Here is a 25,653-nt window from a genome sequence, read left to right on the forward strand (position 1 = left end):
AGGTACGCCGGTCATCGGCCGGCGGAGGACTCGGGGTCCAGGGGAAGGACGGCCAGGACGCGCCAGCCGCTGCCGTCCTGCGGCCCGGTGGTCATGCGCCCGCCGAGTCCCTCGACCCGCTCGGCGAGGCCGATCAGGCCGTAGCCGCGGCCGTCCGCCTTGTCACTGGCGGTCGGAGTGCTGCCCCGGCCGTCGTCGGTCACCGAGACCTCCAGCCGGTCCGGGGCGCCGGGTTGCACCTCGACCCGCGCCTCGACCCGGTTGGCTCCGGTTGCGTGCTTGCGGACGTTGGTCAGTGCCTCCTGCACCACGCGGTGAACCGCGGTGGTGATCTCGGGCGGGAGCCGGCGGTCGGCGAGCTGCGGATCGAGGGTCAGGGTCGTGGGCGGTCCCGCCGCGGAGAACTCCTGCGCAAGGTCGCGCAGCCCGCCCAGGTCGCCCGTGGGGCGGGTCGCGGCGGGTGCGGTGGTGTCCCGAAGCTCGGAGACCATGGCGCGCATCGACCCCATCGCCTGAGATCCGGCCCGCTCGATCTGGGCGAGCATCCGGTCCAGGTCTTCAGGGGACTGGGAGTGGCCGGCCGCGGCCGCGAAGCGCGCGGCCTTGGTCTGAGCGACGATCGCCGTGACGTGGTGCGCCACGAAGTCGTGCAACTCCCGTGCCTGCTCCAGGCGCTGGGCCTGCCGGATGGCCTCGCGTTCCCTGTCGCGCAGCGTGTCCCACAGGCGCAGACACCAACCGAGCACCGCCATGAACGGCACCGCGTACACGGCGATCAGGGTGATCAGGTTCACGAGATGGTGGTCTCGCTCGGCAATCCGCAACGGCAGCAGGATGGCGGCGAGAGCCGGTCCGGCGGCCAGTGCGACCGCCTTCCGCGGAGGGTGGCGCCGCACGGCGCGGGTGATCAGCAGCAGCAGTGCGCACAGCTCCACCAGACCCGGAGTGTTCACGGGACGGTGGGGCAGCTGCGTCTCCATCACGGTCAGGGCGGACGAGACGGCCGCGGCGAGTGCGACCTGCCGTGCGAACAGACGTTCCGGCACGACCAGGGCGGCCAGGCACAGCACCCCGGAGACTGCCGTCGCCGCAGCCACCGGCAGGTACGGAGCGTTCAGCCCCTCCAGCGCCACGAGGACGACCAGGCCGGCGCCGACCAGGCACAAGAGGGCTTGCCGGGTACGGGGACGGTCCCGGAAGGAGGAGTTCATGGCAGGTCACGCTACGACAGCGCCGTGCCCGCCACGTCAGCCTTTCGACCGAGGGAGGGAAGCGGCCGCTTCGGCATTTTGGTGGAGCCGCGGCACGCCCACCACACCGAAGGATGGACCTCGCCGCCGCAACACGATCGGCCTGGCTGTGACCGCGTTCGGAGCCCTGCTGGTCGCTGCCGCCGTCGGCAGCCAGAACCTCCTCTTCGGCGCCGCACGACCTTGAAACAGACCCCGATGAGCTGCACAACCAGTACGAACACCCGGAGATGCGCGGCATACGCACGGTACTCACCCGGCGCTTGTACAACCTGCTCCCCGAACGGGAGGACAACTTCTACTGCTGGATGGCGCCGATGTGCGACGTCGAGATGGCCTACGACACCACGCTGTCCGCCTTCGGGCCCGAGGAGCGGGAGCCGGAGCACGCGGGATGAAAACCAGTGACCGACTGACGTACCAGTGACCGACTGACCTACCAGTGAACAATTTGACGGATAGTCATGGGAGTCTCGGATGACCACCGAAGACAAGAACAGCGCACCTGTCGGCCGGCGCTCACTGCTGGCCGGCGCCGCCGGGGCGGTAGTAGCAGGAGTAGCGGGGGTGGCGGGGGTGCTGCCGCAGGCTGCCGCGGGGAACGCGCGGCAGGCATTCCCGCCGAACTGGCCCGAGCTCAAGCCGTACGGCCTGGCGGACACGCGCGAGGATCTATGGCCGCGGGAGGACAACTCGCGGATCCTGCCGCTGGAGCTCCGGCCCCGCGACGAGGAGCTCGGCCGGGTGTGGATGCGCGACACGTACGTCAACTGCTTTGTCGTCGACGGCAAGCCGCTGTACGTCGCCACGGGCACCACCCGCGCCGCCGGCACCAAGGGGCCGGGCCCGTGGAACGACGGCCTGTTCGTGTGGACGGCTCCCTCCGTGGACGGCCCATGGAAGCTCGCGGACACCACCGGTATCCGGCCCGGCGCGGAGAAGGGCAAGGTCTGGTCGCCGGAGTTCGTCGGGGAGAACCGGCCGGGCCGCACCGTCGTCGCGCCCTGGCAGGAACACTGGGAGGACGACGGCGAGTTCGGCAAGCGCGGCGACGTCTGGGCCCCGGAGCTGCACTGCTTCCGCGGCAGGTGGTACCTGGTGGCGTGCATGGGCGACCACTCCAAGCTGGTCGGCACGTTCATGCTGGTCAGCGAGGGCGGCGTGGCGGGCCCGTACCGGCTGATCGAGGGCAGCCTGAAGAAGCCCTTCGGGGACGTCGTCCCCGGCGGCCCGGACTTCGTCGAGCCCGGTGCCTACCATCACATCGACGGCGGCCTCTACACCGAGGGCGACGACGCCTGGCTGGTACTGCACAACCACGTCTACGCCAAGTTCCGCGACGACATGGAGGACATCGTCCCGACGACGGGGCTGCCGCGGTTCCAGCAGCAGCCATACACACCCGAGCCCTATCTGGAGGGCGCACACGTCTTCAAGCACGGCGGCAAGTACTTCCTGGTACACGCCGCCTGGGACTGCACCTCGAAGAACACGGACGGCAGCACCCGCCATGCCTACGACCCGCCCGGCAACGGCCGCGCGCAGTACCAGTACGACGCGGTGGTCGCGGTCGCCGACCGCTTCGAGGGCCCGTACTCGCGGCGCTGGACCGCGGGCGTAGGGGCCGGGCACAACAACTTCTTCGAGGACCACGAGGGCGGCCTGTGGGCGACGTTCTTCCGCAACCCGGCCCACGGCTACTGGGCGGACCCCTCGCGCCGCGCCGACTCCGCAGTCGCGGGCGTCGTACGCCTGGAGTGGACCGGCTCCGAGGGCAACCGCCTGTATGTGAAACGCCGCGACCAAGGGTGAAGCCATGCGCCCGCGACGACGGCCGCGCCCGGGAGCCCGACCCACGCACCGCCTGCCCCCGCTCCGCGGGGCGGCCGCACCTGGGGCCCTCATGCAGTTGACGTTCCGCTCCATCTCCGGCTCGTCGGGCCAGGAATCGAGTCCTCTGCTGCCGGAGTCGAGCGGGGCCACTGCTCCAGTCAGGCCCGCACGTCGTTCTCGGCGAATCAATCCTTGCTCAGCGGGGCCGAGGTGAACGTCTCGCGGTACGCGCGGGGTGGTACTCCGGCGTGGGCTTTGAACAGGGTCCGGAAGTTGGCCGGCGTGCCCAGGCCGCAGCGCCGTGCGACCGCTTCCACCGTCAGGTCGCTCGATTCCAGGAGTTCTCGTGCGAGGCCGAGTCTTGCGTCGAGCAGCCAACGCATGGGCGGTCGGCCGGTGTCGGCGTGAAAGCGGCGGATAAGGGTGCGGCGCGACATCCCGGCCTGGCGCGCCAGCTGGTCGACGGTGAGCGGCTGGTGCAGGTTGTGCAGGGCCCACTCGTACACCGGCGCCGGTCCGTCATCCGGGTCGGGGGGCACCGGCAGGTCGATGAACTGGGCCTGGCCGCCCGCGCGGTGCGGTGCGGCGACCAGCAGACGTGCTTGCTGGTTCGCCAGTCGGGTGCCGTGATCGCGGCGGACGAGGTGCAGGCACAGGTCGAGGCCGGCGGTGACGCCGCCGGAGGTCAGCACTTGGCCTTCGTCGATGTACAGAGCCTCCGACTGGACGGTCACCTGTGGGTACTGCTTCGCCAGTGCTGCTGCGTACTGCCAGTGTGTGGTGGCCCGTCGGCCGTCGAGCAGGCCGGCGGCGGCGAGGGCAAACGAGCCCAAGCAGATGGACACCATGCGGCTGCCCCGCGCCGCGGCCTCCGCGAGTGCGGCGGTGACCGCTGCGGAGGGGGTGTCGGGTTCCAGGTATCCCGGGACTATCACGGTGTCTGCGGTGGCCAGGGCGTCCAACCCATCGGCGACCGACAAGACGGGGCCGCCGTGCATCGCAACGAGCCCGGGCTGTTCCGCACACACCGTCAGCGTGTAGGGCCCATCCGGCCAGCTGCCGAAGACCTGCAACGGGATCCCGATGTCGAGTGCGAGGACGTTCTCGAGAGCCACCACGACCACGCGGTGCTTTTCGCCTGACATCTCACCTCCCAGCCGATGGCACGATTCTATCGCTACATGGCATTCATGCCACTGACTCCTTCGCCCGGATCGCGCCTACGGTCGCTTCATGACTGGTAAAGACGTCGCCTGGCGCTCCCGGGCACCGTGATGGTGCACAGCGTCGTCGAAGACGCATGACCGGACCTGCACCGCGAGACCTCACCGTGATCGAGAGGGCGAGCGCCCACGCGGTGGAGACCGGCGTCGCGATGAACATCGCGGTCCTCGTCGGCGGCGGGTACCTGGTCGCGTTCGCCCGCATGGACGGGTCGGTCCTGAAGAAGATCCTGATCACCGGCGCCGGCACCGACCTGGGACGCGGCACCGTCATCGGCCTGGCCCGAGCCGGGCACCAGGTCATCGCCACCACGGAAATTTGGCCGCAGGTGACCGAACTGCGCAAGCACATCGAGGAACTCGGCCTGCGGGACCGCGTCACGGTCGTCAATCTGGACGTCCTGGACGCGCGCGACATCGCGACTGTCTCCGGTTGGGACTTCGACACCTTCGTCAGCAATGCCGCGATCGGTGACTGCGGGCCGCTGGCGGAGATCCCGGTCGAGCTGGTCCGGCGCACGTTCGAGACGAACATCTTCGCGAACCTGGAACTCATCCAGCGGGTGATCCGCACCTGGGTGGACGCCGGCACGGCGGGCCGCGTCGTCATCGTCAGCTCGATGGGAGGCATGCTCACCGCGTTTGACCTTGGGCCGTACTGCGCGACCAAGCACGCGCTCGAGGCGATCGCGGCGACCCTGCGCGACGAGCTCGCGCCGACCGGCATCACCGTTCAGACCATCAACCCCGGGGCGTACCTGACCGGGTTCAACGACCGCATCGCGGACACGACCTTCCACTGGCTGGACGACGCGGTCAACTTCAACCGGACCGAGGACGTGAGGGCCCGTTTCGCGGAAATCCTGGCCGACCAGTACGAGCCGCAAGACATGATCGACAAGATGGTCGAGATCATCGGCGCCGAGCAGGGAAAGTACCGGAACGTCTGGCCCCCGGCGACCGAGGAGCTCATCAAAGAGGTCCAGGAAGCAGCCTGGACCCGCACGATGTGATCCGCCGCCATCACCGGACGTAGGCCACGCTCGTCACGCCGGCACCGCCGACCGGCGTGCCGTCGATCGACGCGCCGAACAAGTGGCCGCGCGGATCTGCCCATTCACCACCCGCCTGCACGCACTCCGCTTCCGTCGCACGGCCCGAACGAAAGAGCCACACCATGACCACTGACGCAACCCTGCCCGTCTTCGCGCAGCTCCGCCTCCCCGACACCGGCCTCACCCGGGACGCCTACACCTACGTGGCCAGGGCCACGCCGGACTTCGTCTTCCATCACAGCGTGCGCAGCTACGTCTTCGCCCGAGCCCACGCCCAGAGCCAGGGCTTGAACGCCACTACCGACTACGACGATGAACTGCTGTTCCTCAGCTGCGTCCTGCACGACATCGGGATCAGCGAGGAGGGCAACGGCGACCAGCGATTCGAAGTCGACGGCGCCGACACCGCAGCGGCCTTCCTCCGCGAACGCGGCGTCGAGGAGCGGCGCATCGCCATCGCCTGGGACGCCATCGCCCTGCACACCTCGGAAGGCATCGCCGGGCGGAAGGGCACAGAGGTGGCGCTGGCGCATGCCGGCATCGGCACCGACATCCTCGGAATCCGGCGTGAGGACCTTCCGCCCGGCCTCGCCGACGAGGTGCACGCCCTGCTCCCCCGCATGGACCTGGCCTACGCGCTCAGCGACGCAATCGTCACCCAGGCGAAGGCCAAGCCCCACAAGGCGTCCCCGATGACCTTCCCGGGCTCCCTGCTCCGCCACCATCTGCCCTATGGCGTCCTCCCCGACTGGTACGACCTGCTCCCCGCGGCAGGCTGGGGCGACAAGCCCGTCGGCGCCGCGGCCCGGCGCCGCGCCGAGACGCCCGAGCAGGTGGGGGCCATGTTCACGGAGTACCTGGAGGCGGGTGACATCGAGGGCCTGATGTCGCTGTACGAGCCGAACGCCCACTTCGTCCCCACCCCTGGAACCCACCTCGTAGGCACCGCGCCCATCCGGGAGGGCCTGCAACAGCTGATCGACACGGGCGCCCGCCTCAAGCTCGAACTGCGCGAGATCCGGCAGGTGGACGACGTCGCCCTGGTATCGAACACCGCCACCCTCACCGGTGTCGGCCCCGAGCCGGTCGTCTCCACCACCACGGAGATCCTCCGACGCCAGCCGGACGGCGGCTGGGCGCACGTGGTGGACGACCCCTTCTTCAGCTAGCCAGTAGTGGGGCTTCGTCAGGTTCGTGCGCGGTCTGGCATGCCGACGTGCTCACCGACGCGGACCGGCGGGCGCTGTCCCCGCTGTGCTGGACGCACCTGAACCCCTACGGCCGGTTTGAGCTGGACATGCACAGCCGTCTTGACCTGACCGCGGCGCCGAGGGATGTGACGCTCCTTCGTCGGCCCGCCCGTACGCAGCGAACCTCCGGTCGGAGCAGGCGGCAGATCAGGGCGCTCCGTCCAACCGGAGCTTCATGCCGTTGGCCTCCCGTTGTCCGTACGGCGTCTCCCCTCCGGCGGGCGGCCGGGCCTCGCTCGGCGAGGTGCCGGGCGACCGCGTCGACGCAGGGCCGGGCGTACCCGCTCCCGGGAGCGGCCCGAGGCGCGAACCCGGTACCCCGACCACGAGGCCATGATCCTCCTCGACATGGCCATGACCTTGTCCACCCCGCCCCCACGGGACGTACACCTCACCCCAGTTCGGCAACGTCGGCGCAGGCACCCAGTCCGGATTCACTCCGCGCCCTTTCCCCGAGGCGTCTGGACGGGGGGTTCTCCAGCTGCTGGACCCGGGCGGCCAGACGGGCGGAGCGGGCGTTGGCGTTGGCGTTGGCGAGATCGGGCCTGCAGCGATGCCCTGGTGCTTGCCGTCGACGTGCGGATCCGGAGGCGTCTGGGGCCTCGGACTCTGCGGCAAGTCTGTTGCGCCCTCCGCTCGCCCGTGCAGAATTCTCCCCGCCGCCGGCGCGGGTTCCGGAGGCGGGGAGGTGCACGAGAAGATGCACTGCCCATCCTTGCCGAACACGGCGCGCTCGGCATCTTCGGGCCACTGCTGGTGGGGGAGGCGGCACGACGGGCCCGACCCTCCGGATGCGATCGGGGCCCGGGGCAAGGCCGGCGTCGCCAAGGACCTCCGGGCGTGCCTGGTGAAGATCGGCGATGCTGAGCCCGAGTTCGGCATCGGCGAAGGCGGCCTCGATGCTTCCCGGCTCGGGCGATGCCAGTGCGGTGGTCTCGATGGTGAAACCGAAGCGGGTGTTCTCGTCGCGGGGCATGTCCGCTCGCCACCGCGCTCAACCAGCGATTCATCGAGCCGCAAACCGCCGACACGCTGGCGCGCCTCAAAGCCGCCAAGGAGCAGGAGGAAATCGCGCCCGATTTCGACCTCGACCTGGCGTTCGGCATCCTGTCCAGCCCCCTGTACTACAGACTCCTGATCACGCAGCAGCCGATCACCCGTGACTACATCGACCGTGTCCTGCAAGCGATCTTCACCGGGATGAGCCCCGGACCACGAAAGCGATAGAGGCCGGCGAAGCAAGTTAGTCGGCAGCCGCGTGCCGCCGCGCGAGGCTGCCTGGGAAGTTGTCACCTCGCCGAGCCACGATGGATGCCGTGCAGCACCTCGACCGGGGTGGTGACGCAGAACGTGATGTGTCAGTCGGGAGAACCGTGTCCCATCGCAATTGATCCGGTCCGAGCCCCTGGCTGTGACCGGCCACGACCAGATCAACCGAGATGCCGGGCATTGGGAAATCTGGATTGATCTGGTCTGCGGCGCATGGATCGCCGCCCGGTCTCAGTTGATCTGGGCCGGTGGCGACGAACGTGCTGTTGCCGCCCGGAAGAGGTTCAGAGCCTCGTGGGGGGATGCCGCACGTTTCAGGTGAACTAGCCCCAGGTGCGGGTGCACAGGACGAGGCGGTAGCCGTCCGGGTCGCTGATCGTCACACCGTGCTCGTCCCAGTACGGGTTGTGCGCGGGGACCCGGGCTCCGCCGGCAGCGACCAGCCGGGCGATCAGGGCCTCGTCCACCGCGGTCCCCAGGTAGACCACGAACAGGTCGTCCACGGTCGGGGTGGGCTCCAGCGGACGCTCGGGGTCGTGCGTCAGCTCGAAGTGCCAGGACCCGCCGGGCAGTCCGACCATGAGGAGGTCGTGCTCGCCCGGCGTGTGCTCGGTGGTGCGCCACAGGACTTCGAGTCCGAGGCCGTCCGTGTAGAAGCGTTCCGCGGCGGCGAGGTCCCGCGAGGGGCGGGCCACGCGGATGTGGCTCGTGGAGTCGATCACGCCGAGCGCTCCAGAGCGGCACGCCATACCGGGCTGTCGACGTAGTGGTTGTCGAAGCGTTCCGCGGATTCGGCGATTTCCTTCGGGTCGGCCTCACCGCGCATGACCCGGCCGAGCAGGCGCAGATAGTCGAACCGGCCCATGCCCGGGGTGAATACGAACAGGACGTCGGCCTCGGCGCCGGGCGCCGCCGCGAAGGCATGCGGGGTGTGCGGCGGCACCGCCAGGAAGTCGCCGGTGTTCAGGACGGTGACCTCGTCTCCCACCAGCACCTGCAGGGACCCGCTGATCACGAAGAACAGCTCCGTGGCCCTGGTGTGGAAGTGGGCCGGCGCCCCCACGGCCCCCGTGCTGAAGGTGGATCGGTAGCTGGTGAAGCCGCCGGCGCCGGTGGCGTCCGATTCGGCCAGCAGGGTCATCACACTGCTCGGGTCGGCGCAGGTCTCAGCGTCCGCGTGGCGGGTCAGCACCGCAGGGAGAGTGGTGGCGGGGGTGGTTTCCTCAGTCATGATCATGACTCTACGGCCCGAAGTGCCCCACTGGCCAGGCCATTTCAGCACCGGAAAGTTGGGTCAATTGCCCGGAGGAACGGGGCGTACGACCGGACCGGCGACGAATGGAAGAGCCTGGCCGCCCAGGTCGCGGTCAGCCGCTCGCCTCCGGCGACGTCATCGCGGGCGACCTCTGCAACGCGGCCGCGGCGAGCCGCCCCTCCCCCTTCCGGGCGCTGATCGGCTCCGGTTCCCACCCAGTGATCTCGCAGCCCGGATCCGACCGCACCGCCGCGGCCCTGCGCATGCAGGAATGGGGCCAGATCAACTGAGATCCAGACCAGATCCCGTGAGACGGGAGAAACCGAAAGGGACTCGGTTGGCCACGAAGCTCCCCTCCCTCTGCGGGGGGGCTGTCGGGTTCGGGGAGGAAGCCGGTCCACGATCGAGGGCACCGACGAAACCTTCACCAGCGGGTTGAAGCGTTACGCGCAAAGGGATTCACAGCTTGGCGTGAATCCCTTTCCGGGGGGGCGGGCGGCGCGGGGTGTGGGCGTCCTGGTGCCGGATCAGGTGATGCGGTGTCCCCCGTCGACGTGCAGCACGGTCCCGGTGATGAAGCCGTTGCGCATCAACGACAAGAATGCCTGGGCGATGTCGTCGGGGGTGCCGACACGGCGGACGGGGAGTCGCTCGGCCAGCTCGGCGAAGGCTGCCTGTTTGTCCATGCCGAGTTGGTTCCAGATGGGGGTGTCCACCCAGCCGGGGGAGATCACGTTCACTCGCACCGGCGCCAGTTCTATCGCCAGCCCGTAGGCCAGCGATGCGAGCGCGCCGTTGGCTGCGGCCATGATCGTGTTCGACCCGTTCGGTCGGTAGGCGTTGATGCCCGAGGTGTAGGTGATCGAGCCGGTGACTTTCCCGGCCGCGTGCTTGCCGATCAGCCAGGCACCGAGCAGCTTGGTGTCCACGACGGACCGTGCGGTTGCGGTGGCGACGTCGGCGGTCCGCCCGTACACGCCCGTCGCGTCCGCGGCGGTGACCGCCACGTGGTCCACTCGCTCCACCTGGGCGAACAGTTCGGCCACATCCTCCTCCCGCGCCATGTCGGCCGCGAACGTGCTGATCTCGCCGCGTTCGGCAGCCTCCAGTTCCGCCCGAGCCGCCGCGAGCCGGTTCGCGGATCGGCCGACGATGGTTACATCCATGCCCTCGGCGAGCAGGTTCCGGGCCAGGGCAAGGCCCATGCCGGAGCCGCCACCAATGATGATCGCGTTGGTCATGATGCGAGGCTGCACCGCCGAATCGGTTCCGGGGAGGCCGCGTGGTTCCTAGCCGTGCCGCGGCCACCCAGGCGCGCATCGATCGGTGGCAGAATCGAAGCCGTGAACGCGATGGCCACGTTTCTTCGGGTCCGACGCGGGCAGATCGGCCCCGCCGATGTCGGGCTGCCCACCGGTCCGGGCATCCGGCGCACACCCGGGCTGCGCCGCGAGGAGTTGGCTGCGCTGGCCGGTGTGAGCGTCGACTACTACATCCGGATCGAGCAGGGGCGGGAGACTGCGCCCAGCGACGCGGTACTGAGCGCGTTGGCTCGGGCTCTGCGCCTGAGCGCTGACGAGCACGCCCACCTGCTCGGTCTTGCCGACCAGGTCGCCGGGCGGACACCGCGTCGCCAGCTGGGTGATTCCCAACAGGCCGTCCCTGGCCTGCGGCTGCTGCTGGAGTCGGTCCGACCCAGCCCGGCGTACGTACTCGACGAGATCAACGATGTGTTGGCCGCCAATCCTGAGGGCCTCGCATTGATGCCGGGGCTCAGTGACTGGCCGGCAGGGCAGCGCAACACGATCCGGTACACCTTTCTGCACGCGGCCGCGCGAATCCTGTTCGCCGACTGGGATCGGGTGGCGCGTAACTGCGTCGCGCACCTGCACACCGCTGAACTGACCGCGCCGGAGCGCACCGCCGCGCTGGTTGCCGAACTGTCTTCGGCCAGCGGCGAGTTCGCCGCTCTGTGGTGCCGGCACGAGGTGTGGGTCAAGCGTGGGGGCGAGACTGCGTTCCGGCACCCGGCGGTCGGTCCGATCAGGCTCGCCAACGAGGTGCTCACCCGTGCCGGCGACGGCCAGCGCATGCTGATCTACCAGGCCCCGCCTGGGACGGCCGAGCACGACGCCCTGGTCCTGCTGGCAATGACCACCGAGGACGCGGGGACGGCGTGAACTCGCGAGTCGAAGTGGTGGTCTGACGGGCAGCAGCCGCTGACACCACTGCTGCTCGGCGGGGCGGTCTGGTACCGCACGTGCGAAACCACCCGGCCCGTCAGTGTTCGTCGTTGCGGCAGGGGCATTTACGCCGATGGTCCGCCATGACATCGCCCCGAGCCGAAAGCCTCAGTATCCACGAGACTGTCGCCGTCCTTCCCAACGGTGAGGTGGTCAGCGGACGGGGCGGTCTGCAGTTCGACGTCGGCAGCCGCGTCATTGGTGCGTATCCAGGCGGGGGGCGGCGGGGTGTGCGTCCTCGTCGACGGCGCCGGCACCACTGCTCAGGACACCTCGACCACCGACGCCGGCGAGCCCGAGCCGGCCCGCCCGGCGCATCCGGAAGGCCACAAGCCCGGCATACGTGACCCCGTCCTGCACGTCCGACGTCGTCCCGGGCGGCAACAGCCCCGCCACGACGCCCGGTTCGACGGACCGGTCGATGAACGCCACATCGAGCCACCGTTGGGTGAGCAGTGGGCAGCGTATGAGGGCGGGAGCGTCCGGGGCGAGGGGAGTCAGGGGTGAGGGGAGTGACGGGGGCAGGCGTGACGGGAGCGTCGGAAGCGATGGAAGCGATGGAAGCGATGGAAGCGACCGGAGTTGGCTTCTGTATGGTCCGAGCGCGCCGGACCACGGTGGCAGACCCACGCGGCAGTCCACGGGGCGGACCGCGATCGTCCCGGTCATCAGCCCCCGACAGCTGAGCGGGCGGGCGGCGCCGAGTGGGCCTCGTTGCGCGCAGTCCGCTGATCGGCGGACAGTGCGCCCGCTCCCTCCGCGGGAGTTCGGGAGCGTGCCGAAGTCCCGGCCGCATTTGTGCCGGCGCAACGCCCATGCCCGCCGCCCCGACGTCCTCGCCGCCCAGCGCCGCGAGCGCGCACGTATCCGCAGTGAGAAGGGGATCCGCTGGGGCCAGTGGTCACGAGGGCCACAGCCTGATCACCGGACCCGGTGAACGTTCCCGGTCAGAGCCGAGTGCGGAACTGCACCTCCAACGATCACGTCATACCCATCTCACGAGGTGGCCTGAGCCGGGACGACAACAACATCGTGATGGCCTGCGCGGGCTGCAACTACCGCAAGGCACCTCCTCGCCGCGGGTGTAGGTGTTGCAGCTCCGCGTCGAGGGCCACGACATCAAGGACGAGGACGTCGCCCGCCTCTCCCCGCTCAAGGACCGGCACATCAACTCCCTGGGCCGCTACCTCTGCAACATCGAGGCCAGCGGCCCCGGCCAGGGCCTGCGCCCGCTGCGCGACCCGCTGCTCCTGATGGGTGCGCACGATGCCGATGCCCGGCTCAGGCAAGAGTCCAAGCTCGGTCGCGGACGGCGCCTGACCGGATCCGCCCTTTCAGGGATGTCAGTGGGTGTCGGCGGTGGCGAAGTCCGGCAGTTCGGCGGACAGCAGATCCGCTGCGCCGTGGTCGAGGAGCCGCTGCATCTCGTTGGAGCGGGGCAGCATGGTCTTCTCGTAGGCGCGGAGGGCGTCGTCGATGGTGTGGTGGTGGGCGATGGCGAGGGCGAGTTCGCAGGCGTCGAGCATGGCGAGGTTGACGCCGACGCCGAGCGGGGGCATGAGGTGGGCGGCGTCGCCGAGCAGGGTGATGGTGGGGTTGTGGTCCCAGGTGTGGGGGACGGGCAGGGCGTAGATGGGACGGTCGACGTAGCGGCCGTCGTTGTCGGTGATCAGGCGACGCAAGGCCGGTGACCAGTCGCGGTACTGCTTGAGGAGGAGTGTCCGGATGCTGTCGGTGTCTTTGATGGTCAGGCCGGCGGCGGCAATCCAGTCGGCGGGGGCGCTCTGGATGATGTAGACGCGGATGTGGTCGCCGCTGTTGCGCTGGGCGAACAGGCCGCGCTCACCGTCGGCCGCGGCGGCGCCGCCCTGTCCGACGAGTCCGGCGATGTCGGGGTGCTGGTTGTCGACGTCGTGGAACCAGGCTTCGAGGAAGCTGACGCCGCTGTATTGGGGGGTGGCGTCGGAGAGGGCGCGTCGCACCTTGGACCAGGCGCCGTCGGCGCCGACGACCAGGTCGGCTTCGGCGGTGATGCCGTCGGAGAAGTGCAGCCGGCGGGGACCTTCGGAGGAGCCGTTGACGGATCGCAGGGTGTGGCCCCAGCGCACGGTGCCGGGCTGGAGCGAGTCGAGGAGGAGATTTCGGAGGTGGCCGCGGTCGATCTCCGGTTTGAAGCGTTCGCCCTCTTCCGGGGTGTGGTGGAAGAGGATTGTGCCTGCCGGGTTCAGCTGGCGCATCTCCTGTCCCTCGGGGCGGGACAGGCGGAAGAACTCGTCAAGGAGGCCGGCTTCGCGCAGGGCGATCTGGCCGTTGTCCTCGTGCAGGTCGAGGGTGCCGCCCTGGTTGCGGGCGTGGGGGCCGGTCTCGTGGTCGTAGACGGTGGCGGTGAAGCCGTGGCGCTGGAGGATGCGGGCGCAGGTCAGGCCGCCGGGACCGGCGCCGATGATCGCGATGCGGGGGGTGCGGGTGGTGGTCATGGTGGTGCTCCGTTCGTGTCGCGCGGCAGCGTGCTGCGGTGCGCAGGGGGTGTCAGTTGGCCGTCATGGAGGCGGTCATGCCCAGGTGCCTGCCGCGCTCGCCGGGCGGCACGAGGGCGTCGATCAGCGCGAAGGCGCCCGCACCGATGCCGCCGGCACTGATGCCGTGCACCAAGCGGAAGGCGGTCAGTTCGCCCATGGACCGGGACGCCCCACGCAGGGCGGACCCGGCGATGAAGACGGCGATCGAGCCCAGATACGTGAGCTCGCGTCCGAACAGGTCACCCAACTTGCCCCAGATCGGGGTGATGGCGGCGGTGGCAAGCGTGTACGCGGTCGCGACCCAGGAGATGTGCTCCAGGTCGCTGACGATCGTGGGCATCGCGGTGGGAGGAAGAGACACAGTCGTGAACATGGCTGGTCACTCCTTTCGGACGGGGGAAGTGAGGACGGGACCCGGCAGGCCCCGCAGCCACCACTCCAGAAGAGCACACCAACTCAATAAGTGCAACGATGCAACTTTTTAAACTGCTCAACCAAGACGGTAGGATGGCAGTCATGGCAGACCCCCGCAGCGGGATCGCTCCCGTAGGCCGCCGTGAGCGCAAGAAGGCCGCCACCCGGCAGGCCATCGCCGACGCCGCGATGCGCCTGTTCCTGGAGCGTGGCTACGACGACGTCGGCATCCGCGAGATCGCGGACGCCGCGGACGTGTCCACCACCACCCTGTTCAAGCACTTCCCCGTCAAGGAAGCCCTTGTCTTCGACGAGGACGCCGACCAGGAGGCACGACTGCTCGCCGCCGTACGCGAACGCCCCGGCGGCCAGTCGATCCCGGCAGCTCTGCGCGACCACGCGCTGCGCTACCGCATGGCCGCAGCCGACGGCGACGCCCACTTCGCCGCCTTCTTCGAGCTGGTCAACAACACCCCGGCACTATGCGTCTACGCCCAAGGCATGTGGCTGCGGCATGCCGCAGCCCTTGCTCAGGTCATCGCGCAGGAGAGCGGCCTTCCTGAGGGCGACCCCGCCTGCGCCGCCCTGGCCCACTTCGCACTCGAAGCCCCTCGTGCCGCCCGCGGCCACGACGACGCCCGCCAGGCCATCACGCGGGCCTTCGACCTGCTCGAAAACGGCTGGCGGCCAGATGGGCGCCAAGCTTGATCCGCCGGGCGGTCTGCCGGCGCCCGAGAGCCTTGGCCGCAGATGGTTCAAGTGCAACGTGACCCGACTGGCCAACGGCAGGCGGTCACAGCCACTCGTTGATGGCTGCAACCAGCGCGGTCGCCTGGTAGCGGACCGCAAGCCGGGAGGACGGCCGCCACGGGAGCCGAGCTTCTTGCGGTTGCGGACGTGGCGGACTTCTCGGGGATGGTGCAGGGAACGCCTCGTCGGCGTGGGGGAGGCGCGATTCTCGCGGTACCCGGATGCCTCCAGGACCGGCGGGAACTGCGGACTGTCATGCCGCTGACCGGCGGTGACGAGTAGCGACCGCGGCGGACTGGGCCGCGCCGTACGTCGAGGTGTCGTGCGGGTATGCCATATGCCGGCGTCGGCGGCGTCCGCTGCTGGACTGCGCGAGGGCCAGGTTCGAGGACACGGTCCCGGTTGGGCAATTCCTGCGCCTTGCGGCGAGGCCGGCACACCCGCTCCCGATCGCCACGGGTGCGAATGTCCTTACCGGCACATGACGAGGGCACCGGCATGAGAGCTCGCACACTGAGCTGCCCTAAGCTGACCTTCCCAGTTGACGGCCGGCAAGGGGGAGAGGCGAATGGGGGGCGCAGGCGAACTGCCGCCGGACGAGGTCCTGGTCCAGCGGCTGCGTGACGGTGACGAGCAGGCGTTCGGCCTGGTGCTGGACAGCTGGTCAGGGGGCATGCTCCGGCTGGCCATGTCGTTCGTGTCGACCAAGGCATCCGCAGAGGAGGCCGTCCAGGACACATGGCTGGCGGTCATCAAGGGGATCAGCGGCTTCGAAGGCCGTTCATCCCTGAAGACATGGGTGTACCGGATCCTGGTCAACACGGCCAGGGCGCGCGGTGCGAAGGAGAGCAAGACCGTTCCCTTCGCCAGCCTGTTGCCGGAGGAGGAAGGGCCGACGGTGGACGCCGCTCGGTTCCGCGGCCCGAGCGAGCGGTACGCCGGCCACTGGGCCGTCGGGCAGGAACCGCGGCACTGGCACATTCCCGAGGACCGTGTGCTGCGCGGCGAAGTCCGCGAGATGATCACGGAGGCGCTGGAAGAGCTCCCGCCCCGCCTCCGCACGGTGATCACACTTCGCGATGTCGCAGGGTACGGCTCGGAGGAAGTCTGTTCCCTGCTGGAGATCTCGCCTGGAAACCAACGCGTCCTCCTCCATCGGGCCAGAGCCTTCGTACGTCGTAGGCTGGAGGTCTACTTGTCCGATGCCCATGATGTCGCGGCGGGAGGGAACGACCGTGGACTGCGTTGACTTCGTAGAGCTGGTGACCGATTTTCTCGAGGGCGCCCTGCCCGAAGACGACGAGCGGCGCTTCATCGAGCACCTGGCGGAATGCTCCGGGTGCGAGCGCTACCTCGATCAATTCCGTCAGACGATCGCCGCAACGGGCGAACTGACCCCGGACAGCATCACACCAGACGCCAGGCAGCAGCTGCTCACCGCCTTCAGGGACTGGCGGCGGCAGTGATCCCCTGTACTCAGTAGGGCCTGGGTTCAACTCTCCACGCACGTCGGGTTCCTGCCGGGATGCCACCTGGTCTTCCCTACGCCGGGCCCGGTCGGCCCGATCGGCGTGCTCGAAACGTCTCCGCGCGCTCCACCCCCTCGCCGGCGCCCTTCTCTCCAAGGGACTTGTAACGCCCGGCAGGCGCGTCCGCTCTGAACGTCCGACAGCGGGCGCTGGAGCCCTCAGATTTCGCATGGCCTTCGCCCTCGTCCCCCCGGGCAGAGGTCATGCGACTACCGGAGACGTCCATGACTCTGCTCAGAAGACTCTTGTTCGGCATCATCGCCGGACTGCCCGCAGGGGCGATCGTGGCGGTCGTGACGAATCCGCCGTGGATCCCATGGGCCGCGCACTCCGGATCGGAGTGGATCGCACTCTTCAAACGGGCCGCTCGGCCGCTGGGGAGGCAGTGGTGGCGGTGCGCCGGAAATCGCTCGGGTTGACGCCTCGGACCCGTTTGAACGCTGCGCTGAACCCGAAAGGGTCGGAGTATCCCACGCTGCGGGCAATGTCCGCGACGGTTGCGGTCTCCCGCTCGACCAGGAGGTCTGCCGCGAGCGTCATGCGCCAGCGGGTGAGGTAGGTCAGCGGCGGTTCGCCGACCTGCTCGGCGAACCGCTTGGCCAGCGTCGAACGCGCCACTCCGGTGTGCTCGGCCAGCGCGGTGACCGTCCATGGTGCCGCAGGTTCGGCGTGCAGCAGGCGCAGCGCGTCGCCGACCACTGGGTCCCGCTGGGCGGCCCACCAGGCCGGGGGCTCGCCGCCGGGCCGGTCGAACCACTCGCGCAGCGTGCAGACCAGCATCCAGTCCAGCAGCCGGTCGAGTACGACCTGCTGGCCCGGCGTGTCGACGGCGACCTCGGCGGCGAGGTGGTCCAGTACGGCGTCACTCGTGCCCCCGGTGGCCGCGCGCAGCACGACGGGCAGCGCGTCCAGCAGTCGGCGGTTGATCTCGCCGCGCACTGGATAGGCGCCGACGATCAGGGTCGTTGCGGCGCGGCCGTCGCCGGCGTCCCCGCCGGGGTCGTGCCAGCCGAGCCGGTGTCGGGTCCCGCCCTGCTCGGGCGTCGCGCAGTGCTCGCCGCACGCGATCGGTTCGGCCCGCGTGCCGACCTCGTCGACGAAGGTGAACGTCGCAGGACCGCGGATGACGATCGTCTCGCGGGCGCGAAGGGGCTCGGGCGTTCCGTGCTCCGGCACGATCCAACCGGCCCCGGTGAGGACCGTGCACAGGGTCAGCGGCGCCCCGTCCACGAAGTGCAGGGCCCAGGGCGGGGAGTGGGTCGAGCTGCCGAACAACGAGCCGTGGGCCCGCACCCCGCGGATCAGGTCACTGAACACGTCCACCTCAGCGAGGGTAGACGAATACACAGGCGATCCGGCTCCTCACCCATGGGATCGTCCGGATCCGCCGTGTTCCATTGGCGGCATGAGCAACAACGGCATCACTCTCGTCCTCGGTGCATCAGGCAAGACCGGCCGGCGGATCGTCGCCCGGCTCAGGCTGCGCGGCGCACCGGTCCGCGCCGCCTCCCGATCGAGCCCGACCCGGTTCGACTGGTCCGACCCCGGCGGCTGGGACGCGGCCCTGCGGGGCATCGCCGTCGCCTACGTGGTGGCCCCAAGCGTGCCGGGCCCGGTTCACGACTTCGTGGCCCGGGCCGAGTCCGCCGGGGTGCAGCGGCTGGTCCTGCTCTCCGGGCGTGGCGCCGACACCTGGGGCGACTCCACCTTCGGACTGGACATGCGTTCGGCCGAGGATGCCGTACGCCGCTCGGCACTGGAGTGGACCGTCCTGCGACCGTCGAATTTCGCCCAGAACTTCGACGAGGACCTCTTCCACGCCCCGCTGGTCGCCGGGGAACTGGCGCTCCCGGCCGGCACGGTCCCCGAGCCGTTCATCGACATCGAGGACGTCGCCGACGCCGCGGCCGCGGTGTTGACCGAACCCGGTCGGCACGCCGGACGGGTCTACGAACTGACCGGACCGCGTGCGCTCACCTTCGGTGAGGCCGTTGAGCTCATCTCCCGGGCGTCCGGGCGGCCTCTCACCTACCGACAGATTTCCCCCGACGAGTACGCCAGGACGCTGGTTGATCAGGGCTTCGGCGAGGACGACGCCCGCCACGTCGCCGAGATGTTCGTGCTGATGGAACGTGGCCTGATCGCGGCGACGACGGATGACCTCGCCACTGTGCTGGGGCGGGCGCCTCGGACCTTCGAGGAGTACGTCGTGCGGGCCGCGGCGGCGGGAGCCTGGCGGCGATGAACGTCCCACGGCCCCGCCCTGTTTCCGAACGAGTCGAGGCCTCCTTCAGCAACCTCGGAACCATTCCCCCAGCTATCGGAAGGACCGTGATGAGCACCGATGCCAGTTCGCTGACCGCCCAGGACCTGGAGCTTCTCCGACGCCCCCTGTACGGGTTCCTGTCCGTGGCCGGGGGGCCTCTCCCGCCACAACCTCGGCCGGTGTGGTTCGAGGTCACCGCCGAGGACACGATCCAGCTGTTCACGGGTCCGGACACGCTCAAGGTGCGGCGCCTGCGCCGCGACTCCCGCGCCTCCATCGTCGTCGCCGCCCCAGTGGGTGAACGCGAGCGCTGGCTGTCGATCGCCGGCCGCACCACGGTGGAGCCCGACGGAGCACACGACCTGGCCGCCCGCCTGGCCGCTCGCTACTGGAACCTCGACGACCCAGCCCGCGCCGACGACCTCGCCGGGATCCTGGCCGCGGACTGGGTTCGTCTCGTCATCCACCCGGAGACCGTGAGCCGCTACATGTACTGACCGCCGCGGCAACCTATTCGAGTGCGCCGCCGTCCCGGCGGCAACTACGGGCCGTCGCGCAATCGATCTTGTGGTGGTGCTCAAGGTGTCGTCGGTCAGCCGGTGAGGGCGAGGTTGTGGAGGTGGGCGATGCCGGAGGCGGTGTCGGAGGCGGTGTCGGCCAGGGTGTGGGCGGCGCCGCGGTAGTCGCGCAAAGCCTTCCAGTTCTTCTTCATGCGGGCCAGAGTGTGCTCGGCGCGGGCTCGGACGCGGCGGTAGATGGTGTTCCGCGATCGGAGGACGAGCGCCCCACGCCCGCACAACATCTGCGCCTGCTGGTGCTGCGGGGGGCGGGGGGGACATCGCGCAGCGGCTCGGCGACGGCGCGTTGGCCGGGCGGCTGCTGATGCAGGCCGCGGAGCTCCAGCTCACCGAGGAGGAACGTGCGTCGGCCTCCGAGGCTTTGGCGCGACTCGCCGAGCTACGGTCCCGGGCTGTCCTGTGAGTCACCCATGACCCACAGGACAGCCCTTGGGCAGCCGGGGCGGACCGCATCCGGAAAGCCGTGGAGTGGGTGGCGACGCCACCCACTCCACGGCTTCTCCGCGTGACCCGGTTCCGTCAGGCGCGCTGTTTCAGCTCGGCCGCGCCGAACGACGCGCTGAAGCGTTCACACCAGATCGTCACCGTGGAGAACTTGATCAGGTCGGTGCCCGCCGGGATCGCGTAGTTCTGGTTGCCCTGGTTGCCCTCGTTGCCCTTCAGGTCGCCGAGGTCGACGTGCGTGCCGTCGTCGAGGTTGGCGCCGCCGTCCTGCTCGACCGGTTGGTCGCTGAGCCACACGTGCAGGGCCGGGCCGTCGGAGGTGCGCAGATTCGTCAGGCGCAGCGTCGCCATTCCGCCTTCGAGCTGCTGGACCTCCACCGACCCGCTGGTCTCGTGCTCGTGGGAGATGAAGCTACCGGTCGCCAACGGCTTGGCCGCGGCCCCCTGCTGACCGGTGGCCACGGGAGCCGCCTCATTCACGCGGTCCGTGGTGAACAGCCGCCAGGGCTGGAAGAGATAGAGCCCGACGGCCGCCGCAACGACGACCACCGCGGTGGTGATCCAGAGGACTGGACGCTTGGTTCGGCACATGAGGATTTCCGTTTCTGTTTGATGTTCACTCCGGACCGGTGGCCGGGCGTGGCGCCGAGGCACGTGTCGGCGATGGCCTCGACGTCTTGGCCACATCGCACTCAGAGACGGAGAGAGCGGCGAACGTTACACATCGAACGCCGGCGCCTTTCATCGCCCTTCGTCTCGCTGGACGGATCAACGCTGACGCGTCGGACCACACGACCGGCTCGGGCCGACGTTTCGCCGAGGTGATGCTTGCCGCACCCGTGCGGGACTGCTGTCGCCGCAGGGGTGCGGGCATCAAGACGGCGTGGCCACGCCTGCCGTAGGTCTTGACGGGAACGCCGATATCAGGCGGGGCGACGACCATCAGCACTCCTCAGCGGAGCGCGGCCGCTCGGGTTCGACGGAGTGCGTGGCCCTCGCGCGGCGCAGCTCATCGGCCTCGTCGCGGACAGCGTCGAGCCGGACCTCAAGCATGCCGACACGCTCGCGGTAGCGCTCCAGCTCGGCCCGGACGAATGCGGCGTCCGCCACCCGACGGGCCGTCTCTTCGCGGATCGAGGCGGTTTCCTCGGCGAACTTCTGCTGTGCGGCATCGAGCGCGGCGACGGCCATGTCGCCCGCCTCCTCGGCGAGCGTGGCGCGCTCCTCGGCGGCCAGGATGCGCTGCGCGGAGGCGCGGGTGACCGTCTCGATCCGGGCCTCGGCCGCCGCGGAGTCCGTGATGATCGCCAACTCCTCGATGTAGGCGGGCAGATCGGTGGCGAGCTGCTCGATGAGCGCGACGAGGGCGTCGCGTGACCGAGCGGCAGGGTCGCCGTCGACCGTTGCCGTAGCCGTCATTTGACTGTTCACGGCCTTCGCCGGCGCCTGCTCGGAGGCATCGGCGACAGGGGCCCGCCCGGGCTGCAGGGGCACGACCTCAGCGCCGGGGACCTGCCCGGACGCCGGGGGCACCGCTTCCGTGGCGGGCGTGGTGCCGGGCGCACCGTGCGCCGTACCGGCAGCGGATGCGTGCCCGGAGGCGGCGGGCCAGGACTGCTCGGCGACGGGTGCCTGGGCCGCCTTTGCCGCCTCCTTGGCGTGGGCTGCCGCGCGCTTGTCCTCCTTGCGCTGCTGCCGCTTGGCGCGGAATTTCCTGAACGCACCGAGTGCGTTGTGCTCGGGGTGCCGGCAATAGCGGGGAGCCGGCCCCTGCCCGTCGGGTGCGGCCGGCTCGGGCGGATTGGCGCAACCCGGGTAGGCGCAGGTGGGGACGGTCTCGACGGCTTCGACGGTCATGTTCGGCCTTTCGTTGGTGAGTTGGCAGTATTCGGGCTCAGCGATATTCGGGATTCTCGAAGTCGAACCGGCACCCGGCGTCCCACTGCGACCGTTGGTTCCCGTGCGCCGGAACGCCACCGGCGTCCTTGAGCAGCCGGGCCAGATGCAGCAGGTTCCACGTCATGAATGTGGTGTTCCTGTTGGTGAAGTCGTTGGCGGGACCGCCGGAGCCGGGATCGAGACAGGACGGGCCTGGCCCGGCCTCCCCGATCCAGCCCGCGTCCGCCTGCGGCGGGATCGTGTATCCCAGGTGCTGCAGGCTGTACAGGACGTTCATGGCGCAGTGCTTGACGCCGTCCTCGTTGCCGCTGATCAGGCAGCCGCCCACCCGCCCGTAGTAGGCGTACTGACCGGCGTTGTTGAGCAGGCCCGAGCAGGCATAGAGCCGCTCGATGATCAGCTTGGTGACCGAGCTGTTGTCACCCAGCCAGATCGGCCCGGCGATGACGAGGATGTCGGCGGCCATCACCCGCTGGTAGATCGACGGCCACGCGTCGCGCTCCCAGCCCCGCTCGGTCATGTCCGGCCACACCCCGGTGGCGATCTCATGGTCGATCGGCCGCAGGTGCTCGACCCGAACACCCTGTTTCTCCATGATCCGCGAGCTGAGGTCGATCAGGCCCTGCGTGTGGCTGCGCTCCGGGCTCTTCTTCAGCGTGCAGTTGAGGAACAGCGCACGCAGGTCGTCATGGCTCATACTCCTCAGTGCGGCCTGCGCGTCGAACGTTACAAGTGACCATCGAACCGTTCACGCCCGCCGAATACTGGCTCCGGTTCATCAGGACGATGTGTTTGAACTCGCGCACGGACTGCCGACCGTTAGTGCGTGTTTCCAATCCAGGGCCCATCGGTGGTGGTAGTGCGGGCATTCCCACCTGCGTCCGGTGATGCCGACCCGGTGAGCGCAGACCGGACTGGGTGCAGCTCTTCTGCAGGGACCGCCTGATTGCCCAGCTCAACGATCTGGCTCTGGAGGCATCCTCAGCAGGGTGGGAGAGGGTTGTCACAGGCGGATGCTTAGATGCCCGTGTGGAGCCAACGACAACACGGGCCGAACTGCACGAATTCTGCACTGCTCGCTTTGGCGCGGAGCTCGCCACCCGCGTCGTCAGCCTCGCCCGGCCTGGGTTCGAACTGACCAGAGCCGCGCCGAGCGAGGCGGCCGGGAACAGCCGATTCGGTGGTCGTCCTCTGCTCGAGCCGGGAACACCTTGGCCTACCTGCGAAGGCGTTCCGCTGAGTCTGTTTGCAGTCCTCGACACCGATGCCCTGGCTCCGTGGCTCGATGGCCTCGTTCCGGCCGGAACGGGCCTGCTCAACTTCTTCTACCTCGATTCCGAATCCGAGCTGTGTGACCCTGCCGCCGTCGAGGTGGCGAGCGAGTTCTTCTGGGACGCCCCGGAGTTGGGCGCGGTGATCGCCGCCCGTTCCGGGCATGCCGTCGAGGCGGATCACCCCGCCCGCTCCAGTGCATTCGCACCGATAGCCTGGGCGGCCTCACCCGGATTTGCCTTCCCCGACACTTTTGACCCGGCGTGGGAAACGCTCTACACGGAACCGGACGCCTACGGCGAGGGCATCGAGTACATCTGCGACTATGCGAGCATCTCGAACCTCGATCCGGACAACGACTGGGCGTCACGGCCCGGAGCGCTCCTCGCGGAGAACCTCGCTTTCGGCTGGCCGATCTTCCCAACAGGAGGCTCGCCGATCCGTCGCAACGGTGAGGACCCAAACCTCTACCATCATCTGCTCCAGCTATCTGATCTGGACGAGTGGCGCATCGGGGGCGACGGTGGCTGGATGCATTGGTCGATTCCTACGCAAGCCCTCCGGTCCGGCGACTTCGGACAAGCGATCCCGACCCCGGACATCTGGTGATGGTTCGGATCGGAAAGGAGCCCATGACTCTCTTCGAGCCGCAGGAACGGCTGGGCCACCGGACCCCGGAAGCGACCACGCACTACGCGAAGCTCACCCCGGACACCCTGGCCGGGGCCTACAACGAGGTCGGCTACTTCGCCAGGAACGTACGCACCATCGAAGTCCTCGTCGACCGCGACGCGGTCGCCTCCGGCACAGCCGCCAGCGACGAACCCTGGCAGTACTACGACCTCGGCCACGGCCGGTGCACCTAACCTTCTTCGAACAGCGCCAGCACCGCATGGCCTGCGCACGCTGAGACTTCTACACCCCGGAGCAATCCAGCAAGGGCCAACTGCTGGAGGTGAAAGACAACCTGCAGAAGATGCCGGCCAATTTCCCACTCACCGACGATGAACGCGCCCCCGCCGACGACGGCCAGGCCGCCCTCGAACGACTCCTCGAACGACTCACTGGCGTCCCCACACCGGCCGGCCCGACACCCCGCCAGCTCGGAATACCTACGACAGCCACATTGCTTCCCCTCGTCGAGGTCCGGCACCGCAAGCAGCCGGCTGAGAGCTACGAAGAGCCGTTCACAACCGGCGGCACCAACTGAAGGGCGAAGCGTGACGTCTCAACCTGCCCCGAACCTGGCCAGTCTCTATCCTGAACTCGGCCAGGACGGCACGCTCCAGATCGCCCTACAGAAAGCCGTTCATCAGGCCGGATATCGGTTCGACGTGCTCCCCGAACGAGCTCCAGGGTGGAAGCGGACAGGAGCCCGGGCGGACAGTGACAGCCGGACGACGAGTGCTCACCTGGGCATACAGAACCGCTGCTTCGTCATGAGCTTCTGGGAGCGCGGTGTCACGATGGCCAAGGGCGCGACAACCAATTTGAACGAGGCTGCCACAGCTACCGGAGTCTGGCAGTCCGGCGCCAACTTGGAAGATCTGCGATCCGCCTGCCCGTTCGTCCACTATGGCCCGCTGGCCGAGGCCCACGAGCGCGACACCGCGGTCGAGACCATGTGGAAAATCTACCGTCAGACCACGGCGTCACACGTCGAACACGACCTTATCGAGGCCGCCTACGCTGAGCCGCAACTGCGAGCCTTGTTCCCCTTCCACAGCCACAAGTCGCTGAACTTCAGCCGCTGCACCGGATTCCCCTACACCCACGACGTTCCAGTGATTACTCCCGTGGACGGGAAATACCACGTTGCCTGGTCGAAGACTCACTCGCCTCACGGACCGGCAGACATCGGAGAGGCTGAAGATCCGCGTGACGCGGTCGCCTTGGTCGTCGCCCACCTTCCCTCCGAGTGCGGGCCGGCAATCGTCGGCACTGCAAATGATCTTGACAAATCGGATTCCACATAAACGGCGGAAAGTCCCCGGGCGTCGGCCGCCACTTGATGCCGTTGTCCACCAGGCAGCGGATCTGCGGCAACAGGGTCTCCTGGATCTCGGTTGGCTTCGCAACCCCGAGCTACCGAGAGGCCCTGCACTCATGCCCGGAACCAGCTGCGATCACCCGATCGAGACTCCCGTTCGGCGGCCACCCCTCAAGATCCGAACGACAACGGCTTCCAAACGGCGGGGCTGCTGGCCGGTCCAGTACACGTCGAGTCTGATCGCGTTGACCGCCGTGGAAGAGAATGCGTGCTGCTGATCGTGCCGTCGGCTCCGGCGCGTAGGGCGTATTTGGGCTGCCGGCCGAGATGTGCAGGCCGGAGGTGGCCAAGCAGACGATCTCCACCGTCACCGTCACCGTCACCGACACGGTCATGGGACGGTGTGCTCCCATGGCAGAACCAGCCCCTCGATCGTGCCGGGGCGACTGTCGTGGAGACGAGTGGCAGACACGCCGTGTACGTGTCCAAGCCACATGAGGTCGCCGCGTTGATCGGACGAGCAGCGGCCTGAGGAGTCCCTCCCACCGGGACTGCGCTGCCCCGATGCCGTCAGGGAGTCTGCGCACAACTCCCTGACGGCATCGCGATCTTGC

The 25,653-nt window shown here is 69.0% G+C and carries 30 protein-coding genes and 3 pseudogenes; 19 read left to right on the forward strand and 14 right to left on the reverse strand.

Features of this window, described 5'->3' with window-relative positions; genetic code table 11:
- Positions 1-11: 11 nt before the first annotated feature.
- Complete coding sequence (locus AC5677_RS37825; protein ID WP_497192402.1) at positions 12-1,211, reverse strand: sensor histidine kinase; 1,200 nt, start codon at positions 1,209-1,211, stop codon at positions 12-14.
- A 269-nt stretch (positions 1,212-1,480) separates the two neighbouring features.
- Between AC5677_RS37825 and AC5677_RS37830 the strand changes: the two genes are divergently transcribed.
- Positions 1,481-1,648, forward strand: coding sequence for a hypothetical protein (locus tag AC5677_RS37830; RefSeq protein WP_497192403.1), 168 nt, complete (start codon positions 1,481-1,483; stop codon positions 1,646-1,648).
- 79 nt (positions 1,649-1,727) lie between these two features.
- Positions 1,728-3,062: a family 43 glycosylhydrolase gene (locus AC5677_RS37835; protein WP_497192404.1), complete on the forward strand. Its 1,335-nt coding sequence runs from the start codon at positions 1,728-1,730 to the stop codon at positions 3,060-3,062.
- 206 nt (positions 3,063-3,268) lie between these two features.
- Here the strand turns inward: AC5677_RS37835 and AC5677_RS37840 are convergent, their stop codons facing one another.
- The gene (locus AC5677_RS37840) at positions 3,269-4,228 is read right to left on the reverse strand and encodes a GlxA family transcriptional regulator (protein WP_497192405.1); all 960 of its coding nucleotides are present in this window, start codon (positions 4,226-4,228) and stop codon (positions 3,269-3,271) included.
- A gap of 155 nt (positions 4,229-4,383) precedes the next feature.
- On the opposite strand from AC5677_RS37840, the gene AC5677_RS37845 reads away from it, so the two are divergent.
- The gene (locus AC5677_RS37845; protein ID WP_497192406.1) at positions 4,384-5,319 is read left to right on the forward strand and encodes an SDR family oxidoreductase; all 936 of its coding nucleotides are present in this window, start codon (positions 4,384-4,386) and stop codon (positions 5,317-5,319) included.
- Positions 5,320-5,329: 10 nt separating this feature from the next.
- Here the strand turns inward: AC5677_RS37845 and AC5677_RS37850 are convergent, their stop codons facing one another.
- Entirely contained in the window at positions 5,330-5,491 is a 162-nt protein-coding gene (locus tag AC5677_RS37850) for a hypothetical protein (RefSeq protein WP_497192407.1), read from the reverse strand.
- Here AC5677_RS37850 and AC5677_RS37855 point away from each other — a divergent pair.
- The gene (locus AC5677_RS37855; protein ID WP_497192408.1) at positions 5,484-6,530 is read left to right on the forward strand and encodes a YybH family protein; all 1,047 of its coding nucleotides are present in this window, start codon (positions 5,484-5,486) and stop codon (positions 6,528-6,530) included. The two genes, AC5677_RS37850 and AC5677_RS37855, sit on opposite strands and share 8 nt — an antisense overlap.
- A gap of 1,113 nt (positions 6,531-7,643) precedes the next feature.
- Positions 7,644-7,838, forward strand: a complete 195-nt coding sequence (locus tag AC5677_RS37860) for a TetR-like C-terminal domain-containing protein (protein WP_497196907.1) — start codon at positions 7,644-7,646, stop codon at positions 7,836-7,838.
- A gap of 365 nt (positions 7,839-8,203) precedes the next feature.
- Here AC5677_RS37860 and AC5677_RS37865 read toward each other — a convergent pair whose 3' ends face one another.
- Together AC5677_RS37865 and AC5677_RS37870 are read right to left on the reverse strand one after the other, a co-directional pair.
- Positions 8,204-8,629, reverse strand: a complete 426-nt coding sequence (locus AC5677_RS37865; RefSeq protein ID WP_497192409.1) for a VOC family protein — start codon at positions 8,627-8,629, stop codon at positions 8,204-8,206.
- Positions 8,599-9,111, reverse strand: coding sequence for a cupin domain-containing protein (locus tag AC5677_RS37870; protein WP_497192410.1), 513 nt, complete (start codon positions 9,109-9,111; stop codon positions 8,599-8,601). Before AC5677_RS37870 ends, AC5677_RS37865 begins: the two co-directional genes overlap by 31 nt.
- A gap of 107 nt (positions 9,112-9,218) precedes the next feature.
- Here AC5677_RS37870 and AC5677_RS37875 point away from each other — a divergent pair, with 107 nt between their 5' ends.
- Positions 9,219-9,425 (forward strand): hypothetical protein, encoded by a 207-nt coding sequence (locus tag AC5677_RS37875; protein ID WP_497192411.1) that lies wholly within the window; start codon positions 9,219-9,221, stop codon positions 9,423-9,425.
- 237 nt (positions 9,426-9,662) lie between these two features.
- Here the strand turns inward: AC5677_RS37875 and AC5677_RS37880 are convergent, their stop codons facing one another.
- Positions 9,663-10,376 carry an SDR family oxidoreductase gene (locus tag AC5677_RS37880; protein ID WP_497192412.1) on the reverse strand — a complete coding sequence of 238 codons (714 nt, stop codon included), beginning with the start codon at positions 10,374-10,376 and terminating at the stop codon, positions 9,663-9,665.
- 111 nt (positions 10,377-10,487) lie between these two features.
- Between AC5677_RS37880 and AC5677_RS37885 the strand changes: the two genes are divergently transcribed.
- Positions 10,488-11,315 carry a helix-turn-helix domain-containing protein gene (locus AC5677_RS37885; protein WP_497196908.1) on the forward strand — a complete coding sequence of 276 codons (828 nt, stop codon included), beginning with the start codon at positions 10,488-10,490 and terminating at the stop codon, positions 11,313-11,315.
- Positions 11,316-11,573: 258 nt separating this feature from the next.
- On the opposite strand, the gene AC5677_RS37890 is transcribed toward AC5677_RS37885, so the two are convergent.
- On the reverse strand, positions 11,574-12,047 hold the full coding sequence (locus tag AC5677_RS37890) for a DUF2071 domain-containing protein (protein ID WP_497192413.1): 474 nt from the start codon (positions 12,045-12,047) through the stop codon (positions 11,574-11,576).
- Between the two features lie 288 nt (positions 12,048-12,335).
- Here AC5677_RS37890 and AC5677_RS37895 point away from each other — a divergent pair.
- Positions 12,336-12,431, forward strand: a pseudogene (locus tag AC5677_RS37895) (HNH endonuclease); the annotation flags it as partial.
- A gap of 35 nt (positions 12,432-12,466) precedes the next feature.
- Positions 12,467-12,622 (forward strand): annotated as a pseudogene (locus AC5677_RS37900) (Tn3 family transposase); the annotation flags it as partial.
- Between the two features lie 99 nt (positions 12,623-12,721).
- Here AC5677_RS37900 and AC5677_RS37905 read toward each other — a convergent pair.
- Positions 12,722-13,855, reverse strand: a complete 1,134-nt coding sequence (locus AC5677_RS37905) for an FAD-dependent oxidoreductase (RefSeq protein WP_497192414.1) — start codon at positions 13,853-13,855, stop codon at positions 12,722-12,724.
- 52 nt (positions 13,856-13,907) lie between these two features.
- Entirely contained in the window at positions 13,908-14,270 is a 363-nt protein-coding gene (locus AC5677_RS37910) for an MFS transporter (RefSeq protein WP_497192415.1), read from the reverse strand.
- A 143-nt stretch (positions 14,271-14,413) separates the two neighbouring features.
- Here AC5677_RS37910 and AC5677_RS37915 point away from each other — a divergent pair, with 143 nt between their 5' ends.
- The 3 genes from AC5677_RS37915 (at position 14,414) to AC5677_RS37925 (ending at position 16,527) form a co-directional block, all read left to right on the forward strand.
- Entirely contained in the window at positions 14,414-15,019 is a 606-nt protein-coding gene (locus AC5677_RS37915; protein WP_497192416.1) for a TetR/AcrR family transcriptional regulator, read from the forward strand.
- Between the two features lie 610 nt (positions 15,020-15,629).
- Entirely contained in the window at positions 15,630-16,310 is a 681-nt protein-coding gene (locus AC5677_RS37920; RefSeq protein ID WP_497192417.1) for an RNA polymerase sigma factor, read from the forward strand.
- Positions 16,297-16,527, forward strand: a complete 231-nt coding sequence (locus AC5677_RS37925; protein ID WP_497192418.1) for an anti-sigma factor family protein — start codon at positions 16,297-16,299, stop codon at positions 16,525-16,527. The genes AC5677_RS37920 and AC5677_RS37925 overlap by 14 nt, the downstream gene beginning before the upstream one ends.
- Before the next feature lie 417 nt (positions 16,528-16,944).
- Here the strand turns inward: AC5677_RS37925 and AC5677_RS37930 are convergent, their stop codons facing one another.
- Positions 16,945-17,913 (reverse strand): AraC family transcriptional regulator, encoded by a 969-nt coding sequence (locus AC5677_RS37930; RefSeq protein WP_497192419.1) that lies wholly within the window; start codon positions 17,911-17,913, stop codon positions 16,945-16,947.
- An 82-nt stretch (positions 17,914-17,995) separates the two neighbouring features.
- Here AC5677_RS37930 and AC5677_RS37935 point away from each other — a divergent pair, with 82 nt between their 5' ends.
- Both AC5677_RS37935 and AC5677_RS37940 read left to right on the forward strand, forming a co-directional pair.
- A complete protein-coding gene (locus tag AC5677_RS37935; protein ID WP_497192420.1) occupies positions 17,996-18,835 on the forward strand; it encodes an NAD(P)H-binding protein in 840 nt (279 codons plus the stop codon).
- Positions 18,836-18,924: 89 nt separating this feature from the next.
- On the forward strand, positions 18,925-19,353 hold the full coding sequence (locus AC5677_RS37940; RefSeq protein ID WP_497192421.1) for a pyridoxamine 5'-phosphate oxidase family protein: 429 nt from the start codon (positions 18,925-18,927) through the stop codon (positions 19,351-19,353).
- Between the two features lie 95 nt (positions 19,354-19,448).
- On the opposite strand, the pseudogene AC5677_RS37945 reads toward AC5677_RS37940, so the two are convergent.
- Positions 19,449-19,619 (reverse strand): annotated as a pseudogene (locus tag AC5677_RS37945) (IS5/IS1182 family transposase); the annotation flags it as partial.
- Positions 19,620-19,738: 119 nt separating this feature from the next.
- Between AC5677_RS37945 and AC5677_RS37950 the strand changes: the two are divergent.
- Positions 19,739-19,837 carry a hypothetical protein gene (locus tag AC5677_RS37950; protein ID WP_497192422.1) on the forward strand — a complete coding sequence of 33 codons (99 nt, stop codon included), beginning with the start codon at positions 19,739-19,741 and terminating at the stop codon, positions 19,835-19,837.
- Between the two features lie 116 nt (positions 19,838-19,953).
- Here the strand turns inward: AC5677_RS37950 and AC5677_RS37955 are convergent, their stop codons facing one another.
- From AC5677_RS37955 to AC5677_RS37965, 3 genes are all read right to left on the reverse strand, one after another.
- On the reverse strand, positions 19,954-20,469 hold the full coding sequence (locus AC5677_RS37955; RefSeq protein WP_497192423.1) for a DM13 domain-containing protein: 516 nt from the start codon (positions 20,467-20,469) through the stop codon (positions 19,954-19,956).
- Positions 20,470-20,820: 351 nt separating this feature from the next.
- On the reverse strand, positions 20,821-21,735 hold the full coding sequence (locus tag AC5677_RS37960) for a hypothetical protein (RefSeq protein ID WP_497192424.1): 915 nt from the start codon (positions 21,733-21,735) through the stop codon (positions 20,821-20,823).
- Positions 21,736-21,772: 37 nt separating this feature from the next.
- The gene (locus tag AC5677_RS37965) at positions 21,773-22,474 is read right to left on the reverse strand and encodes a flavodoxin family protein (protein WP_497192425.1); all 702 of its coding nucleotides are present in this window, start codon (positions 22,472-22,474) and stop codon (positions 21,773-21,775) included.
- Between the two features lie 332 nt (positions 22,475-22,806).
- On the opposite strand from AC5677_RS37965, the gene AC5677_RS37970 reads away from it, so the two are divergent.
- The 4 genes from AC5677_RS37970 to AC5677_RS37985 all read left to right on the forward strand — a co-directional run bounded on the left by AC5677_RS37970 (position 22,807) and on the right by AC5677_RS37985 (position 25,025).
- Positions 22,807-23,658, forward strand: coding sequence for a DUF1963 domain-containing protein (locus AC5677_RS37970; RefSeq protein WP_497192426.1), 852 nt, complete (start codon positions 22,807-22,809; stop codon positions 23,656-23,658).
- A 23-nt stretch (positions 23,659-23,681) separates the two neighbouring features.
- Positions 23,682-23,915, forward strand: coding sequence for a hypothetical protein (locus tag AC5677_RS37975; protein ID WP_497192427.1), 234 nt, complete (start codon positions 23,682-23,684; stop codon positions 23,913-23,915).
- Between the two features lie 89 nt (positions 23,916-24,004).
- Positions 24,005-24,259: a hypothetical protein gene (locus AC5677_RS37980; protein WP_497192428.1), complete on the forward strand. Its 255-nt coding sequence runs from the start codon at positions 24,005-24,007 to the stop codon at positions 24,257-24,259.
- A 10-nt stretch (positions 24,260-24,269) separates the two neighbouring features.
- On the forward strand, positions 24,270-25,025 hold the full coding sequence (locus AC5677_RS37985; RefSeq protein WP_497192429.1) for a DUF6193 family natural product biosynthesis protein: 756 nt from the start codon (positions 24,270-24,272) through the stop codon (positions 25,023-25,025).
- Positions 25,026-25,653: the final 628 nt, after the last annotated feature.

This window comes from Streptomyces sp. JLSY215 (assembly GCF_059682825.1).

What these genes read in the sequence shown, in the direction of transcription:
- AC5677_RS37825 (WP_497192402.1), bottom strand. Translation starts at nt 1,211, where the DNA reads ATGAACTCCTCCTTCCGGGACCGTCCCCGTACCCGGCAAGCCCTCTTG.
- AC5677_RS37830 (WP_497192403.1), top strand. Translation starts at nt 1,481, where the DNA reads ATGCGCGGCATACGCACGGTACTCACCCGGCGCTTGTACAACCTGCTC.
- AC5677_RS37835 (WP_497192404.1), top strand. Translation starts at nt 1,728, where the DNA reads ATGACCACCGAAGACAAGAACAGCGCACCTGTCGGCCGGCGCTCACTG.
- AC5677_RS37840 (WP_497192405.1), bottom strand. Translation starts at nt 4,228, where the DNA reads ATGTCAGGCGAAAAGCACCGCGTGGTCGTGGTGGCTCTCGAGAACGTC.
- AC5677_RS37845 (WP_497192406.1), top strand. Translation starts at nt 4,384, where the DNA reads ATGACCGGACCTGCACCGCGAGACCTCACCGTGATCGAGAGGGCGAGC.
- AC5677_RS37855 (WP_497192408.1), top strand. Translation starts at nt 5,484, where the DNA reads ATGACCACTGACGCAACCCTGCCCGTCTTCGCGCAGCTCCGCCTCCCC.
- AC5677_RS37865 (WP_497192409.1), bottom strand. Translation starts at nt 8,629, where the DNA reads ATGGCGTGCCGCTCTGGAGCGCTCGGCGTGATCGACTCCACGAGCCAC.
- AC5677_RS37870 (WP_497192410.1), bottom strand. Translation starts at nt 9,111, where the DNA reads ATGACTGAGGAAACCACCCCCGCCACCACTCTCCCTGCGGTGCTGACC.
- AC5677_RS37875 (WP_497192411.1), top strand. Translation starts at nt 9,219, where the DNA reads ATGGAAGAGCCTGGCCGCCCAGGTCGCGGTCAGCCGCTCGCCTCCGGC.
- AC5677_RS37880 (WP_497192412.1), bottom strand. Translation starts at nt 10,376, where the DNA reads ATGACCAACGCGATCATCATTGGTGGCGGCTCCGGCATGGGCCTTGCC.
- AC5677_RS37885 (WP_497196908.1), top strand. Translation starts at nt 10,488, where the DNA reads ATGGCCACGTTTCTTCGGGTCCGACGCGGGCAGATCGGCCCCGCCGAT.
- AC5677_RS37890 (WP_497192413.1), bottom strand. Translation starts at nt 12,047, where the DNA reads ATGACCGGGACGATCGCGGTCCGCCCCGTGGACTGCCGCGTGGGTCTG.
- AC5677_RS37905 (WP_497192414.1), bottom strand. Translation starts at nt 13,855, where the DNA reads ATGACCACCACCCGCACCCCCCGCATCGCGATCATCGGCGCCGGTCCC.
- AC5677_RS37910 (WP_497192415.1), bottom strand. Translation starts at nt 14,270, where the DNA reads ATGTTCACGACTGTGTCTCTTCCTCCCACCGCGATGCCCACGATCGTC.
- AC5677_RS37915 (WP_497192416.1), top strand. Translation starts at nt 14,414, where the DNA reads ATGGCAGACCCCCGCAGCGGGATCGCTCCCGTAGGCCGCCGTGAGCGC.
- AC5677_RS37920 (WP_497192417.1), top strand. Translation starts at nt 15,630, where the DNA reads ATGGGGGGCGCAGGCGAACTGCCGCCGGACGAGGTCCTGGTCCAGCGG.
- AC5677_RS37935 (WP_497192420.1), top strand. Translation starts at nt 17,996, where the DNA reads ATGAGCAACAACGGCATCACTCTCGTCCTCGGTGCATCAGGCAAGACC.
- AC5677_RS37940 (WP_497192421.1), top strand. Translation starts at nt 18,925, where the DNA reads ATGAGCACCGATGCCAGTTCGCTGACCGCCCAGGACCTGGAGCTTCTC.
- AC5677_RS37950 (WP_497192422.1), top strand. Translation starts at nt 19,739, where the DNA reads ATGCAGGCCGCGGAGCTCCAGCTCACCGAGGAGGAACGTGCGTCGGCC.
- AC5677_RS37955 (WP_497192423.1), bottom strand. Translation starts at nt 20,469, where the DNA reads ATGTGCCGAACCAAGCGTCCAGTCCTCTGGATCACCACCGCGGTGGTC.
- AC5677_RS37960 (WP_497192424.1), bottom strand. Translation starts at nt 21,735, where the DNA reads ATGACCGTCGAAGCCGTCGAGACCGTCCCCACCTGCGCCTACCCGGGT.
- AC5677_RS37965 (WP_497192425.1), bottom strand. Translation starts at nt 22,474, where the DNA reads ATGAGCCATGACGACCTGCGTGCGCTGTTCCTCAACTGCACGCTGAAG.
- AC5677_RS37975 (WP_497192427.1), top strand. Translation starts at nt 23,682, where the DNA reads ATGACTCTCTTCGAGCCGCAGGAACGGCTGGGCCACCGGACCCCGGAA.